This is a genomic window from Streptomyces sp. SDT5-1, from assembly GCF_052245995.1.
In the GTDB taxonomy this organism is placed as follows: Bacteria; Actinomycetota; Actinomycetes; order Streptomycetales; family Streptomycetaceae; genus Streptomyces.
On the sequence record NZ_CM125963.1, the window covers coordinates 7,546,041 to 7,561,839 of the forward strand.

Annotated in this window: 10 protein-coding genes; 8 read left to right on the forward strand and 2 right to left on the reverse strand. The window is 71.6% G+C overall.

All coding sequences use genetic code 11. From position 1 onward, the window contains the following. Positions 1-33: 33 nt before the first annotated feature. The 6 genes from ACTWJ8_RS34715 (at position 34) to ACTWJ8_RS34740 (ending at position 11,826) form a co-directional block, all read left to right on the forward strand. Positions 34-792 (forward strand): GAF and ANTAR domain-containing protein, encoded by a 759-nt coding sequence (locus tag ACTWJ8_RS34715; protein WP_356373306.1) that lies wholly within the window; start codon positions 34-36, stop codon positions 790-792. Positions 793-865: 73 nt separating this feature from the next. Continuing rightward, positions 866-1,564 (forward strand): GAF and ANTAR domain-containing protein, encoded by a 699-nt coding sequence (locus ACTWJ8_RS34720; RefSeq protein ID WP_356373305.1) that lies wholly within the window; start codon positions 866-868, stop codon positions 1,562-1,564. Positions 1,565-1,831: 267 nt separating this feature from the next. Beyond that, a complete protein-coding gene (locus tag ACTWJ8_RS34725) occupies positions 1,832-3,067 on the forward strand; it encodes a cation:proton antiporter (protein WP_443261484.1) in 1,236 nt (411 codons plus the stop codon). 84 nt (positions 3,068-3,151) lie between these two features. Then, the gene (locus ACTWJ8_RS34730) at positions 3,152-4,450 is read left to right on the forward strand and encodes an ArsB/NhaD family transporter (RefSeq protein WP_356373303.1); all 1,299 of its coding nucleotides are present in this window, start codon (positions 3,152-3,154) and stop codon (positions 4,448-4,450) included. Between the two features lie 330 nt (positions 4,451-4,780). Next, positions 4,781-6,829, forward strand: coding sequence for a flotillin family protein (locus ACTWJ8_RS34735; RefSeq protein WP_443261485.1), 2,049 nt, complete (start codon positions 4,781-4,783; stop codon positions 6,827-6,829). A 116-nt stretch (positions 6,830-6,945) separates the two neighbouring features. Continuing rightward, positions 6,946-11,826, forward strand: a complete 4,881-nt coding sequence (locus ACTWJ8_RS34740; protein ID WP_443261486.1) for a DNA repair ATPase — start codon at positions 6,946-6,948, stop codon at positions 11,824-11,826. Positions 11,827-11,829: 3 nt separating this feature from the next. Here the strand turns inward: ACTWJ8_RS34740 and ACTWJ8_RS34745 are convergent, their stop codons facing one another. Then, complete coding sequence (locus ACTWJ8_RS34745; protein ID WP_356373300.1) at positions 11,830-12,300, reverse strand: CBS domain-containing protein; 471 nt, start codon at positions 12,298-12,300, stop codon at positions 11,830-11,832. Positions 12,301-12,523: 223 nt separating this feature from the next. Between ACTWJ8_RS34745 and ACTWJ8_RS34750 the strand changes: the two genes are divergently transcribed. Then, positions 12,524-13,864 carry a TrkH family potassium uptake protein gene (locus ACTWJ8_RS34750; protein WP_443261487.1) on the forward strand — a complete coding sequence of 447 codons (1,341 nt, stop codon included), beginning with the start codon at positions 12,524-12,526 and terminating at the stop codon, positions 13,862-13,864. Further along, complete coding sequence (locus tag ACTWJ8_RS34755; RefSeq protein ID WP_443261488.1) at positions 13,857-14,582, forward strand: potassium channel family protein; 726 nt, start codon at positions 13,857-13,859, stop codon at positions 14,580-14,582. Before ACTWJ8_RS34750 ends, ACTWJ8_RS34755 begins: the two co-directional genes overlap by 8 nt. Before the next feature lie 19 nt (positions 14,583-14,601). On the opposite strand, the gene ACTWJ8_RS34760 is transcribed toward ACTWJ8_RS34755, so the two are convergent. Next, positions 14,602-15,744 (reverse strand): PP2C family protein-serine/threonine phosphatase, encoded by a 1,143-nt coding sequence (locus ACTWJ8_RS34760; protein WP_443261489.1) that lies wholly within the window; start codon positions 15,742-15,744, stop codon positions 14,602-14,604. Positions 15,745-15,799 lie beyond the last annotated feature (55 nt).

Here is a 15,799-nt window from a genome sequence, read left to right on the forward strand (position 1 = left end):
GGGCCGCGCACCGGGGGGGCGAGGAGGTGCGTGATGGCGCAGTGGGAGCGGGACGAGCGGCTCGCGCGCGCGTTCCTGGAACTGGCCGACACCCTGACGGACGGCTTCTACCTCGTCGACTTCCTGCACGTGCTCACCGACCACATGCTCGCGCTGCTGGACGTGACCGCGATCGGCGTCGTCATGGTCGACGCCCAGGGGCGGATGGTGGATGTGACCGCGTCGACCCACACCGCCCACCAACTCGAGGAAGCACAGATCGAGTTCGACGAGGGCCCGTGCAAGGACAGCTGCCGCACGCACGAACAGGTCGGACCGGTGGACCTCACCGGGCCCGGGGCCTCCGAGCGCTGGCCGCGGTTCACGGAGACGGCCCGCGCGGCCGGGTTCACCGCCGTGGCGGCGCTCCCGCTGAGGCTGCGGGAGGAGGTGATCGGTGCGGTCAATGTCTTCCACGCCCGCCGCGACGCCCTGCACCCCGCGGGCCTGCGTCTGGGACAGGCCCTCGCCGACGCCGCGACCATCGGCATCCTGCACCAGCGCCTCTCCCAGGACCAGGCCGAACGCGTCGGCCAGCTCCAGACCGCACTCAACAGCCGCATCATCATCGAACAGGCCAAGGGCTGCCTGGGGGCCCGCCTCGACATCGCACCCGACGCCGCCTTCGCACGTCTGCGTTCCTACGCCCGCGCCCGGCGGACACCGCTGACCCGGCTCAGCCAGCAGGTCGTCGACGGACGCGTGCAGGCCCAGGAGTTCGCCTCGCCCCGCGACGGGCGGCAACAGCGATGACGAGTCCCGCCGTCCGCCCCCGCGGCCCACACCGCCCGCGTCCCCGCACCCCAGCGAAGGAGTGGTGTCACCGGTGCCCGCAGACGCCTCCGACATTCCCGCACTCCTGTCCGCCGCCGCCCGGGCCGACGAGGGCCTGACCGGACTGTCGGCCACCTCCTGCGCGCACGCGCTCGGCCTCGACGGCCTGACCCTCAGCCTCCACAACAGGTCCGGCCTCGAACTGGTCTGGTACGACACGGCGGACGCCACGGGAACCGCACTCGAAGACCTCCAGTTCACCCTCGGCGAGGGACCCACGATCGACACCGCGCGGACCGGCACACCCGTGCTCGTCCCCGACCTGCGCGCCGTGCCCGAGGGGCGCTGGCCCGCCCTGCTGTCCGGCGCCCGGCACAGGCTTCCGCGCGCCGTGCACGCCGTCCCGCTGCACCTGGGCGCCGTCCGGCTCGGCACCCTGACCGGCCACCGCGCCGCCCCCGGGCCGCTCACCCGCCCTCAGATGGGCCACCTGCTCGCCCTCGCCGACGGGGCCGTCACGATCCTCACCCGGCCTGCCGGCATCCACGACGTGGGCATCGACCAGCCCATGGCCCTCCACCGAGCGGTCGTCCACCAGGCCACCGGCGCGCTGAGCGTCCGGCTCGGCATCCCCATCGACCAGGCCCTCGTCCGCCTGCGCGCCTACGCCTTCACCCACAACCTGCCACTGCACGACGTGGCGCACGATGTCGTCCACGGGCGGGCGGACCTGGACGACACGCCTGTCTGAGCCTGAGCCTGAGCCTGAGCAGGGGCCGGCCGGGAAGCGCCCGCGGTCCGTCGGGGCAGAGCCGTTCGTTCGCATCCGGCGAACCCTACGGGCACGGTCGGCCGGACGGTTCCTCGTTGCCGAGGGTGGGCAATGTCGGGGCGCCCTGAGTGCCCGTCAAGGTTCTGACAATGCCGTGTCAGGGACGTGTAAGGTTCCCCGCGGTGTGCCGGGAAGTCTGGTCGGCGGTCTTGTCAGGGATCTCTCTTCCGATCGGGGTCGTCGGTCATGGTTCTGGTTGTTGTCTTCGGGGTGGCACTGCTCGTGGCGGTGCTGCTGTCCGGTCTCGCCGCGCGTTCGGTGCTGTCCACCTCCTTCCTCTTCCTCGTCGGCGGCGCCCTGGTCAGCGACGGCTTTCTCGGTCTGATCCACATCACGCCCGACAGCGAGATCGTGTCCGTGACGGCCGACCTGGCCCTGTTCGCCGTGCTGTTCACGGACGGCATGCACGTGTCGTTCCCGAAGCTGCGGGAGAACTGGAGGAACCCGGCCCGCGCCCTGGGGCTCGGCATGCCGCTCGCCTTCGTCGGGACGGCGTTGATCACGCACTATCTGGTGGGTCTCGACTGGACGACATCGTTCCTGGTGGGCGCCGTGCTCGCGCCCACCGACCCGGTGTTCGCCTCGGCCATCGTCGGGCGCAAGGAGGTGCCGGCCAAACTGCGCCAGCTGCTGAACGTGGAGAGCGGCATCAACGACGGCCTCGCTCTGCCCGTCGTACTCGTCCTCATCGCGGCGGCGGGCCCCACGTCCGGGGACGCGGAGTCGGACCTGGGGAGGATCGCCCTGGAGCTGGCGCTCGGACTCGCGTTCGGCGTGGTGCTGCCGATGGTGGTGATCGCCCTCGTCCGGTTCCGGTTCCTGGGCGCGGAACCCAAGCTGCAGCCGTTGCTGCCGCTCGCGGTCGGCGTGATCCTCTACGCGACGTGCCACCTCACCCACGCCAACCCGTATCTGGCGGCCTTCTCGGCCGGAGCGGTCCTCACGGCGCGCTCCGCGGACGCGAAGGCGGCGTTCGAGCCGCTGGGCGAGGCGCTGGCGGAACTGGCCAAGTTCGCGGCTCTGCTGGTGTTCGGCGCGTTGCTGACTCCGCACCTCTTCGGGGCGCTGTCCCTCGGCGGGTACGTGGCCGTGGTTCTGGCCATCGTGCTGATCCGTCCGGCCTCGCTCCTGCTGTCGCTGTACGGAACCCGCTTCGAGCGCAAGGAGAAGCTGGTGGCCGCCTGGTTCGGACCGAAGGGGTTCGCCTCGGTGGTCTACGGACTGCTCGTGCTGCAGGCCGGCATCCCCGGGGGAGAGGAGGCGTTCACCCTGATCGCCGTGTGCATCGCCTTCTCGATCGTCGCGCACAGCAGCACCGACGTGCCCATCGCCCGACTCTTCGACGTCGAGGAGCTCGCGGGTGTCGACCAGGTGCCGCCCGCCAGGGCTGCCGGGAAGGAGCCCGTGGATGTCAGGCCGTGAATCCGCAGGGGCCCCGGATCGTCGGCGACCACGTGACCGGTCGGCGGCGGCAGGCCGTCCCGGGCAACGACACATCGGAGAACAGTGAACGACTGGCACAGCTGGGCGGCGGTCGTCGTCTTCGTCGGCGCATACGTCCTGATCATCAGCGAGAAGGTGCACCGCGTCGCCGCCGCGCTCGGCGGCGCGGGCCTGATGCTCGCCATCGGCGCGACGGACGACTCCTCGGCCTTCTACTCCGAGGGGTCAGGCGTCGACTGGGACGTCATCTTCCTGCTGATGGGCATGATGATGATCGTCGGCGTGCTGAAGAAGACCGGCATGTTCGAGTTCTTGGCGATCTGGGCCGTGAAACGGGCGCGAGCGAAACCGTTCCGCGTCATGGTGATGCTCGTCGTCATCACGGCCGTGACGTCGGCCCTGCTCGACAACGTGACCACCGTGCTGCTCGTCGCACCGGTCACCCTGCTGGTGTGCGAGCGGCTGAACCTGCCGGTGGCACCTTTCCTGATCGCCGAGGTCTTCGCGTCGAACATCGGCGGCACGGCCACCCTCGTCGGTGATCCGCCGAACATCATCATCGCCAGCCGGGCGGGTCTGACGTTCAACGACTTCCTCGTCCACCTCGCCCCGCTCGCCGCCCTCCTGACGGCGGTCCTCGTGCTGCTGTGCCGGGTCATGTTCCGCAAGGCGTTCGTGTACGACGAGGAGCGGGCCTCCGAGATCATGGCCCTGGAGGAGCGTGAGGCCATCAAGAACCGGCGCCTGCTCGTGCAGGGGCTGGTCGTCCTCGGGCTCGTCGTCGCGGGGTTCGTGCTGCACCCGGTTCTCCACTACGAACCCAGTGTGGTCGCCCTGCTGGGCGCCGGACTGCTGGTGGCGATCTCGACGGTCGAAACGGGTGAGGTGCTCGAGGAGGTCGAGTGGCCCACCCTCGCCTTCTTCGCCGGCCTCTTCGTGATGATCGGCGGGCTCATCGAGACCGGTGTCATCAGCGACATCTCCAAGACTCTGGCCAGTGTGATCGGCGGGAACGAACTCGGCGGCTCCATGGTGCTGCTGGGCGCCTCCGCGGCACTGTCGGGCATCGTGGACAACATCCCGTTCGTCGCCACCATGGCCCCCATCACCGCGGATCTGGTCCGGGACATGGGAGGCGCGGGTGACCATGTGCTGTGGTGGGCCCTCGCGCTCGGCGCGGACCTCGGCGGCAACGCCACCGCCATCGGGGCGAGCGCCAACGTCGTCGTCCTGGGCATCGCGGAGCGCAACCGCAAGCCCATCTCCTTCTGGCAGTTCACCAAGTACGGACTGGTGGTCACGGCGGTCACCGTCGCGTTCTCCGCCGCCTACGTCTGGCTGCGCTACTTCGCCCTCACCTGAGCCCGACCACCCGGCGCGGAGCGCGAGCCGCTCGGAATCGTGTCCGGCATGCGCCAAATATGGCGCACCGCGGTCTCGGGGGCGCCGGCCATGCATGGCTCGGGAGGTGGTGGCGGTAGGCATCAACGGGGCGTCAGAACTGCCGACATCCGGCAATGCGGTCCGTGTGAAGAGCGCGTCAAGATGGGCCCGGCGGAAACGGGGGCCGGGCCCCGGTGCCGGTCCTCTGCAATGAGGGTCGGCGCCGGGGACGTGGGACGACCGGATGGTGTCCGGGTTCCCGCTCTCACTGCGGGGTGGCGAACGCCCCTCAATCCGAAGGACTTCATCATGGATGCCACAACTGTGGGCATCGGCGTGTCGGCCGTGGCCCTCGTGCTCGTCGCGGCAGTGCTGCTGCTCGTCTTCACCCGCCTCTTCCGCAAGGTCGAGCAGGGTAAGGCCCTCATCGTCTCCAAGATGCGCAAGGTCGACGTCACCTTCACCGGACAGGTGGTGCTGCCGGTGCTGCACAAGGCCGAGGTGATGGACATCTCGGTGAAGACCATCGACATCACACGGACCGGGCGGGACGGTCTGATCTGCAAGGACAACATCCGCGCGGACATCCGCATCTCGTTCTTCGTGAAGGTCAACAAGACCGTCGACGACGTCATCAGGGTGGCGCAGGCCGTCGGCACCCAGCGGGCCAGCGACCGGGAGACACTTCAGGAGCTCTTCCACGCGAAGTTCTCCGAGGCGCTCAAGACGGTCGGCAAGCAGCTGGACTTCACCGACCTCTACACCAAGCGCGAGGAACTGCGGTTCCGCATCATCGAGGTCATCGGCGTCGACCTGAACGGGTACCACCTGGAGGACGCGGCGATCGACTACCTGGAGCAGACGCCGCTGTCCCAGCTCGACCCGAGCAACGTCCTGGACGCCCAGGGCATCCGGAAGATCACCGAGCTGACCACGGCCGAGCACGTGCGCACCAACGAGTTCCAGCGCACGGAGGAGAAGGAGATCACGCGGCAGAACGTGGACGCCCGTGAGGCCATCCTGGAGCTGGAGCGCCGCCAGGCCGACGCCGAGATCAAGCAGAAGCGCGAGATCGACACCGTACGGGCCCGTGAGGAGGCCGAGACGGCGCGGGTGGTGGAGGAGGAGCGGCTGCGGGCACAGGGCGCGTTCCTCGCCACCGAGGAGAAGCTCGGTGTGCAGCGCGAGAACCAGGCCCGCGAGGTGGCCGTCGCGCAGAAGAACCGCGAACGGGTCATCGCCGTGGAGAGCGAGCGGATCGAGAAGGACCGCATGCTGGAGGTCATCGCCCGGGAGCGGGAGACCCAGCTGACGAGGATCGCCGCCGACAAGGAGGTCGAGGCCGAGAAGCGGGAGATCGCCGAGGTGGTGCGCGAGCGCGTCGCCGTGGACCGGACGGTCGCCGAGCAGGAGGAGTCCATCAAGAAGCTGCGCGCCGTCGAGGAGGCCGAGCGCGGCCGGCAGGCCGTCGTCATCGCGGCGGAGGCCGAGGCGCAGGAGCGGCTCGTCAAGGACATCAAGGCGGCGGAGGCGGCCGAGCAGGCGGCGACGCACCGCGCGGCGGAGCAGCTCACCCTCGCCGAGGCGGAGTTGAAGTCGGCGGACCTCCAGGCGCAGGCCAAGCTGAAGCTCGCGAGTGGCATCCAGGCCGAGGCCGCGGCCTCGGGCCTCGCCGAGGTGCAGGTGCGCGACAAGGAGGCCGAGGTCACCGAGAAGGCGGGGCGCGCCGAGGCCGGGGCGACAGAGGCCCGGATGCGCGCCGAGGCGCTGGGCGCCCGCGAGCAGGCACTCGCGGAGGCCACCGCCATCGAGGCCAAGCTGAAGGCCGAGGCCGAGGGCATCAACCAGAAGGCCGCGGCGATGGCGGCCCTCGACGAGGCCTCCCGCGGACACGAGGAGTACCGGCTGCGCCTGCAGGCGGAGAAGGAGATCCGGCTGGCCGGTATCGACGTCCAGCGGCAGGTCGCGGAGGCGCAGGCCACCGTCCTCGCCACAGGCCTGGAGAGCGCGGACATCAACATCGTCGGCGGCGAGTCCGTCTTCTTCGACCGGCTCATGAACTCGATCGCCCTGGGCAAGAGCGTCGACGGCTTCGTCCAGAACTCGGACGTCGCCCAGCAGTTGGCCAAGCCCTGGCTGGACGGCACCGGCAGCTTCAGCGAGGACCTCACCAGGATCCTCGGCTCGGTCTCCACGGCCGACGTCCAGAACCTCACGGTGTCCACGCTGCTGATGAGGCTCATGAAGAGCGGCGGCGGCGAGCAGTCCGGACAGCTGCGTGAACTGCTCGACAAGGCGGGCCAGTTGGGCCTCGCCGACCTCTCGCTCACCGAGCTGAACGGCGCCGCGCGCAACTGACGCGCGACCACGACGGGCCGGGGCTCCCCGACGGGGGTGGGGAGCCCCGGCCATCCCTCTGCGCACCGGCAACCCGCCCTGTTCGCAGCACACGACCGGAAGGACGCTGGACGACCATGGCAACGGTCCTGGACACCGGCACGTACGAGCTGCTGCGCGACCGGCTCGCCCAGCAGGCCGCGGAACTCGCGGCGAAGACCGAGGAGTTGAACGCCCGCCGTGTCACGGAGTTCGCGTCGGCCGGCCTGGAGCGCACCGGCTCCGAGCGGCTGCGCACCGAGCGGCCCGCCGTGCCCCGCGACCTCGTCGCCGTCGGCGGCAAACTGCTGCTCGGCCGCCACACGCCCACCGTCGATAGGCCGCCGCGCACCGCGCCCGGCGACGTCTTCTCCCTCTACGACCTCGACCTGAACCCGCTGCCGGACGACGCCGTCCCCGGACTGCTCGACGACCCGGACCTCCAGCGCGAGTTCGCCGCCCTGCACCGCTACTACCAGGGCGCGCGCCTGCTGCAACTTCGGCTCGTGGACGGCAAGTTGCTGGCCGTCTTCCAGACCGGCGACCGGCCCACCGACATCCGCGTGCTGCGCTGGGCGCTGCCCGCGGACGGTACCGTACGGTTCCTCGACGCGCGCGGCGAACGCGACCACGCGCTGCCGCCCGCCGACGACCTGACCTGGCACGTCAGCGGCCGCGACGACCACGTGCTCGGCCGCCACCCGCACGTCTCCATCGGCGGCGACCTCTACGTCTCGACCGTGGGCGGCAGCCTCACCGTCAAGACCGGCAACGACACCGAGACCGCGGACGGCATCCACACCGAACCGGTCGACGAACCCCTCCAGTCCCTCGCCGACGCCGACATCGCCCACGCGCGCGTCGGCTCCCTCATCCTGCTGCGGGTGCGCCCCTACAAGGAGACCGCCGACCGCTACCTCGTCCACAACACCCTCACGCGCGACGTCGTCCGCCTCGACGGCATCGGCCAGGGCTGCCGCACCCTGCCGGACGGGCAGGGCATCGTCTTCCCCGGCGGGTACTGCCTGAGTTCGGGCCCGTACAAGACGTTCGACACCGTCGACGTCACCGGGCTCGCCTACGAGCGGACCGTGCGCTCGCCCAATGGCGAGGACCTGCTGTACGTGTTCCACGCGCGCGCCGACGGCCGCAGCCTGCTCCTGCCGTACAACATGATCCGCAAGGAGGTCGTCACCCCGCTCGACTGCCACGGCCACGCCCTGTTCGACGACGGCACGCTGCTCCTGCTGCGCTCGCAGCCCGACGCGGAGCCGGGCCGCGTCCACCCGGTGCAGCGGTACGCCTCCCCGTACGTCAGCGACACCCACGCCGCCGCGCGGCCCGTCGGCGAGGGCGCGCTCGGCCGGATCGGCAACGCGGACCTCGTGCGCGGCATCTCCGAACTCCTCACCCTGGCCCGCGCCGCCGGCACGGCCACCCCCACCGTCGAGGGGTACGCCGCGCTGCTCTCCGGCTGCGTACGGGCCGCCGACGCCCACCCGTGGCTCGACGAGCCCGAGTTCGGCGACCTGGCCGGCTCCCTGGGCCGGATGCGGGCCACCGCCGAACAGGTCGTGACCGAGTTCGCCACCGTGCGCGAGCTCACCGACCGGGCCGCGGAGCAGCTCGCGGAGGCCGCCGAGCGGATCACCGCCGTCGTACGCAGGCTGCGCGGCGAGGTGCCGCGCAGCGCGGGGGAGTGGGTGCGCGGCCTCGCCGAACTGCGGCGTGCCCAGGGCCACTTGCTCACCCTGAAGGACGTCCGCTACGCCGACACCGACCGGATCGACGAGATCGCGGCCGGGGCCGCCGAGGACCTCGCCCACTTCGGGCAGCGCGCCGTCGCCTTCCTCGCCCGCGACGACGCCTTCGCCGAGCAACTGGCCCAGGCGGACGAGATCGCAGAGGAGAGCGAGGGGCTGACGTCGACCGCCCGGGCCGACGAGGCCGCAGGCCGCCTCGACGCGCTCGCCGAGGAACTCGGGGCCGTCACCGACGTCGTCGGCGCGCTCGACATCGCCGACGCCGCCGACCGCACCACGATCCTCGAACACATCGCCCACGCCCTCGGCGCAGTCAACCGCGCCCGCGCCCGCCTGGACGGCCGCCGCCGCGAACTCCTCGACCACGAAGGGCGCGCCGCGTTCGCCGCGGAGGCCACCCTGCTCGGCCAGGCCGTGGCCGGCGCGCTCGCCGCCGCCGACACGCCGGAGGACTGCGACGACCACCTCGCCCGGCTCCTCGTACAGGTGGAGAACCTGCAGTCCCGGTTCGCCGAGCACGACGACTTCCTCGCGCGGCTGGACGAGCAGCGCACCGAGATCCACGAGACGTTCGCCGCCCGCAGACAGGGCATCGTCGACGCGCGCGCCCGCCGCGCCGAGCAGCTGGCCGCCTCGGCGGGGCGCGTCCTCGACACCCTCGCGCGCCGCGCGGCGAACCTGCCCGATGCCGACGCCGCGGCCGTGTTCTTCACCTCCGACCCGATGGCCGCCAAGGTGCGCGCGGTCGCCGACGAACTGCGCGCACTCGGCGAGCAGGTCCGCGCCGAGGACCTCGCGGCCCGGCTCACCGCAGCCCGTCAGGAGGCCGCCCGCACCCTGCGCGACCGCGCCGACCTCTACGACGCCGACGGCACCACGATCCGCTTCGGCGGCCACCGCTTCGCCGTCAACACCCAGCCGCTCGACCTCACCCTCGTCCCGGACGGCGACGGGCTCGCCTTCGCCCTCACCGGCACCGACTACCACGGCCCGGTCACCGACCCCGGCTTCGCCGCCACCCGCCCCTTCTGGGACCAGCACCTGCCCTCCGAGTCACCCGCCGTCTACCGCGGCGAACACCTGGCGGCCCGCCTCCTCGCCGAGCACGGGGCAACCGCGCTCGCCGCCGCCGACGACCTGCCCGCACTCGTGCTGCGCGCCGCCCAGGACGCGTACGACGAGGGGTACGAGCGCGGCGTCCACGACCACGACGCCACCCTCATCCTCACGGCGCTGCTCCGGCTGCACGCGGACGCCGGCGTCCTGCGCCACCTGCCCGCCGCCCGCGCCACGGCCCAGCTGTTCTGGGCGCACGGCACCACGGAGCGCGAACGCCGCACCTGGACCGCCCGCGCCATCTCCCTCGCCCGCGCCCGCGACACCTTCGGCCTCGCCCCGGCCATCGCCGACCTGGAGGCCGAACTGGCCGCCGCCATCGCGGAACACGGCCGGGCCGCCGCCGATCCCGCGCTCGCCGCCGCCTACCTCTTCGAGGAGCTCACCACCGCGCCCGACGGCTTCGTGCTGCCGGAGTCCACCCGCTCGTTCCTCGACAAGTTCCGGCACGGCAACGGCGACCCGGTCTACGAGGACACCCTCGCCGCCCTCGACGACGACCCTGCCGCCCGGCACCAGCACGTGCACGCCTGGCTCAGCGCCTACGCGGCCTCCGGCGGACCGCGGCTGGACGAGGGCGACCTGGCCGAGGCCGTCGCCGCCGAACTCTGCCCCGACCTGCCCCGCCACCCGTCCACCGCCGCGACGGCCACCACCGTCGAAGGGCTGCTCGGAACCCACCCGCGCATCACGCGCGAGCGCACCCTGCCACTGCGCGTCGACGAACTCCTCGCGCGTACCAGGGAGTTCCGCACCGTGACCGCCCCCGGCTACCGCGCCTACCAGAAGCGTCGCACCGCCCTGATGACGGCCGAACGCGAGCGGCTGCGCCTCGACACGCTGCGCCCGCGCGCCCTGTCCTCCTTCGTCCGCAGCCGACTCATCGACGAGGCCTACCTGCCGCTGATCGGCGACAGCCTGGCCCGCCAGATCGGCACCGCGGGCGAGGCCCGGCGCGCCGACACGGGCGGCCTGCTGCTCCTCGTCTCCCCGCCCGGCTACGGCAAGACCACGCTCATGGAATACGTCGCCCAGCGCCTCGGCCTGCTCCTGGTCAAGGTCGAAGGACCTGCCCTCGGCCACGACGTCACCTCGCTCGACCCGGCACAGGCCCCCGACGCCACCGCCCGCCGCGAACTCGAAAAGATCAACTTCGCGCTCGCCGCCGGCAACAACACGCTGCTGTACCTCGACGACATCCAGCACACCTCACCCGAACTCCTCCAGCGCTTCATCCCGTTGTGCGACTCCACCCGCCGCATCGACGGTGTGCTCGACGGCGAACCGCGCACCTTCGACCTGCGCGGCAAGCGCTTCGCGGTCTGCATGGCAGGCAACCCCTACACCGAGTCGGGCACCCGCTTCCGCGTCCCCGACATGCTCGCCAACCGCGCCGACGTGTGGAACCTGGGCGACGTCCTCACCGGCAAGCAGGACGCGTTCGCGCTCAGCTTCGTGGAGAACGCGCTCACCTCCCACCCCGACCTCGCACCGCTGGCCGGGCGCCCCCGCGGCGACCTGGACGTCCTGCTGCGGCTCGCGGCGGCCGACCCGACGGCGCGCCCCGACCAGCTCGAACACCCCTACAGCCGACAGGAGTTGAGCCGCGTCACCGCCGTGCTGCGCCACCTGGTCGCGGCACGGGACACCGTCCTGTCCGTCAACGCCGCCTACATCGCCTCCGCCGCCCAGTCGGATGCCACGCGCACCGAGCCGCCCTTCCGGCTCCAGGGCTCCTACCGCAACATGAACAAGATCGCCGCCCGGATCGACGCGGCCATGGACGACGCCGAACTGGCCGCCCTCGTCGACGACCACTACCGCGCCGAGGCGCAGACCCTGACCGGTGGAGCCGAGGCGAACCTGCTGAAACTGGCCGAACTGTGCGGCAGGCTCACGCCGGAGGAGGAGACCCGCTGGCACCAGGTGAAGTCCGCCTACGTCCGCCACCAGGCACTGGGCGGCGGCACCGAGGACCCGACCGGCCGAACCATCGCCGCCCTCGGCCTGCTCGCCGACCGCGCGGCGGACATCGAAGCGGCGATTCGACGCGGGGCGGACGGGCGGGAGCTGCCCGAGGGGCGGCCGGGGCATCCCTGAGGCTCAGGCCGAGTCGTCGGCCATGCCGAGCAGTTCGTGCAACAGGTGCGAGGCGGTGATCACCCCGAGCAGCCGGGGGCCGTCCCCGCCCTCCTCCACCACGGCGACCAGCGGGCTGCGGACTCCGGCCATGAGCGCGGCCACCTCGAGCGCGGTGTCGTCGGGCGCGGCGACGGGCGGGGCGACGGGTTCCTTGGGCAGACAGTCGCCCACGGTCCGCCCGGACAGCGCCCGGCAGATCCGGTCGGCGGACCGTTCGTCGATCACGGCGGCCAGCGTGGGGTCCTCGACGACGTAGGAGGGCACGAGGACCTTGACCATCTGCGACGCCGGAAGAACGGCCCTCGGCTCGCCGCCGCTCCCGAGCACGAGGAGCCCCGGCAGCTTGTGGTCCGCCATGAGTCGCGCCGCGTCGGTGGCGGCACTGTCCACGCCGACCGTCTCGTACTCGACCGCCAGATCCTTCGCCCGCATGCGACCGGCTCCTTGATGTGTGGGACGTCGTGAGCGCCGTCTCCCCGCGCCGATTCCAGTGTCGTACGGGAACGGGCCGAACGGGCGAAGCGCGCGCTGTCGCGTCAGGAGACCGTCAAGCCGGCGCCAACGGTGCGTCAAGGTAGGGTGACGCCGCTGTACAGGACGGTGGACGACGAAAGGCACGACGGTGAGGACAGGCGCGTCGGGGACGCTGCGGGCGGTGTTCGCCGCACATCCCGCACGAAGCGCCGTCTGGGCGTTCGCCGCGGTGATCGCCCTGGGGACCGTCCTGCTCGCCTTGCCTCTCGCCTCCGAGAGCGGCTCGGCGACCGACGTCGTCGACGCGCTCTTCACCTCCACGTCCGCCGTGTGCGTGACGGGACTCGCCGTGGTCGACACCGGGACGCACTGGAGCGGATTCGGCGAAGGAGTGATCCTCGCGCTGATCCAGGTCGGCGGCTTCGGCATCATGACGATGGCCTCGCTGCTCGCCCTGCTGGTGTCGGGGCGCCTGCGCCTGCGCATGCAGCTGACCGCCGCGGCCGAGACGAAGAGCTTCGGCATCGGCGACGTGCGCAAGGTGCTCCTCGGTGTCGCCGGATCCACCCTGATCGTGGAACTGGCGGTGGGCGCGGTGCTGGCACTGCGCTTCCGGTACGGATACGGCGAGGGCATCGGCCGGGCCGTGTACCTGGGCTACTTCCACGCGGTGTCGGCCTTCAACAACGCCGGGTTCGGGCTGTACGCCGACAGCCTCACGCGCTACGCCGAGGACCCGTGGGTGACGCTGCCGATCGCCGCGGCCGTGATCCTCGGCGGCATCGGTTTCCCCGTCTTCCTCGAAGTGCTGCGCCACCGCCACCGCCGCCGCACCACCGGGCGACGCAACTGGACGCTGCACACCAAGCTCACGCTGATCACCACGGCGGCCCTGCTGGTGGTGGGCACCGTGCTGACCTGTCTGCTGGAGTGGACGAATCGCGGCACCCTCGGCCCGCTCGGCTGGCCGGAGAAACTGCTGGGCGGCTTCTTCCACTCCGCCATGAGCCGCACCGCGGGCTTCAACGCCCTCGACATCGGCGCCCTGCACGCCTCCACGCTCCTGGTGACCTGCATTCTGATGTTCATCGGCGGCGGCAGCGCCGGCACGGCCGGCGGCATCAAGGTCACCACGTTCGCGGTCCTCGCCGCCGCCATCCTCGCCGAGGTGCGCGGTGAGCCCACCGCCGCGGTGCTCGGCCGACGGATAGCGCCCCAGGTGCTGCGCCAGGCGCTGACCGTCACGCTGCTCGGCATCGGTCTCGTCGTCGGTGCCACCTTGGTGATTCTGACCATCACGGAGGAGTCCCTGGAGGCCGTGCTCTTCGAGGTCGTCTCCGCCTTCGCCACGGTCGGCCTGTCCACGGGCATCACGGCCGATCTGCCCACGGCCGGCCGGCTGATCCTCGTCGTCCTGATGTTCATCGGACGGCTCGGCCCGATCACCCTCGTCTCCGCCCTCGCCCTGCGCGAGCGCACCCGACGCTACGAACTGCCCGAGGAGCGACCTGTCATTGGGTAACTACCTGCACTCCCTGCGCCGTCGCCGCCGCAAGCGGCTCACCGACCAGCACGCCCCGCAGTCCTCGGGGGACCAGCGCGTCGCGGTGATCGGGCTGGGCCGTTTCGGCAGCTCCCTGGCCAACGAACTGATGCGCCGCGGCTGGGACGTCCTGGGCATCGACACGGACGCCCGGCTCGTCCAGAAGCTGAGCGACTCGCTCACCCACTCGGCGGTCGCCGACTGCACCGACCCCGAGGCGCTGCGGCAGCTCGGAATCCACGAGTTCACCAGCGTCGTCGTGGGGATCGGCACCGACATAGAGGCCAGCATCCTGGTGACCTCCAACCTGCTCGAGGCCGAGGTGCCCAACATCTGGGCGAAGGCCATCGGGCATCAGCACGGCCAGATCCTGGAGCGCCTCGGCGCCCATCATGTGGTGCTGCCCGAACACGAGATGGGGGAGCGGGTCGCCCATCTCGTCACCGGGCGGATGCTGGACTTCATCGAGTTCGACGACGACTACGCCCTGATCAAGACGGTCGCGCCGGAAGCCGTCACCGGTGTCCCGCTCGGCCAGAGCCTGGTGCGCAGCAGGCACGGCGTCACGGTCGTGGGCATCAAGCGTGCCGGCGAGGACTTCACGCACGCGGCCGCCGACACGGTCGTCGAGAAGGGCGACGTCATCATCGTCACCGGCAGGACCCCGGCCGTGGAGGCCTTCGCCGAGCTGGCCTGAACCACGGGCTCCCTGACGCTCAGGCCCCCACCCGGTCGCCGTCCGAGCGGGCCGGGGCGCCCTGGCGGGGCAGGTGCAGGGTCGTGGTGAGGTGTTGGAACTCGCGCTTCTCCGTCTGCAGCAGGAGCAGCAGGGACTCGTCCCTGACGTCACCCTCGGGGCCTGCGTGCCGTGCGACATCGGCCACGAGCGCGTCGAGCAGCGCGGTCGCGCTCCGGCCCGCGTGCGAGCGGACGCGCTCGAGCAGCGGGAAGGGGGTGCCCGCCGCGTCCCGCACGGTGTCGATGCCGTCCGTGCGGATGAGGAGCCGCTCCGTGGGGCCCACGGTGAACGAGGTGGTGTAGACGGTGATGCCGCCCGGGACGAGGCCGAACAGGCCGAGGGGCGGCAGCGGCGCGAGGATGTCCAGTGCCCTGACGTCCTCGTGGGCGGAGAGCACGAGGGGCAGCGGATGCCCGCAGCACACCAGCTCACCGCGGCCGTCCTCCAGGTTGAGGAGAAGCGTCTTGGCGAACCGGTCGGTGCGCTCGGCCAGCGCGCCGTCGAGGAGGCGGGCGATCTCCGCGAGGCTCGGCTCCGTGGTCGCCAACCCCCGCCACAGATCGAGCAGTTCGGTGCCGGCGGACCTGGTGCGGTCGTCCTTGCCCATCAGATCCGCGACCAGAACACGCGTGCCGAAGGGGGTCTCTCGGACGTCGCACACGTCCGCCGCCATCGTCGTACGGTCCGGCTGCGGAAGATTCCGCAGCGCCACGCGGAACTCGCCCAGGTGGTGCGTCCGCGTCGTCGGAACCGGGAGGGGGTCGGGCTGTGCCGCAGGAACCGGGTCGGAGGCTTCGCACCTGCGGCGTCGGTGGTGGCCGATCGCGGTGAGAAGGGCGATGTTGGCCAGCGTGGCCAGCACGACGACGGGGCGGCCGACCCAGTCGACGGCGCCCGCCAGCAGGGCTCCGGCCAGCGCGAGGCCACCGGTGACGAGTGGCTGACGCGGCGTCAGCGGCCCCGGCAGGATGAGGGGCAGCACGGGAGCCGCGGCCAACGCGACGATGATGCCCTGCCGTTGGTCGTGGTACGCCAGGTCCAGAGCGGTCAACAGCACGACGAACAGGGCAGGGAGCAGGTACGGCCGCGTCCACCGTGGCACGGCGAGACCGTTTCGCATCGCTTGCTCCCTCCCACACGCGCTTGGGCCACATCGTAGGGCTGTTCAGGGGGTG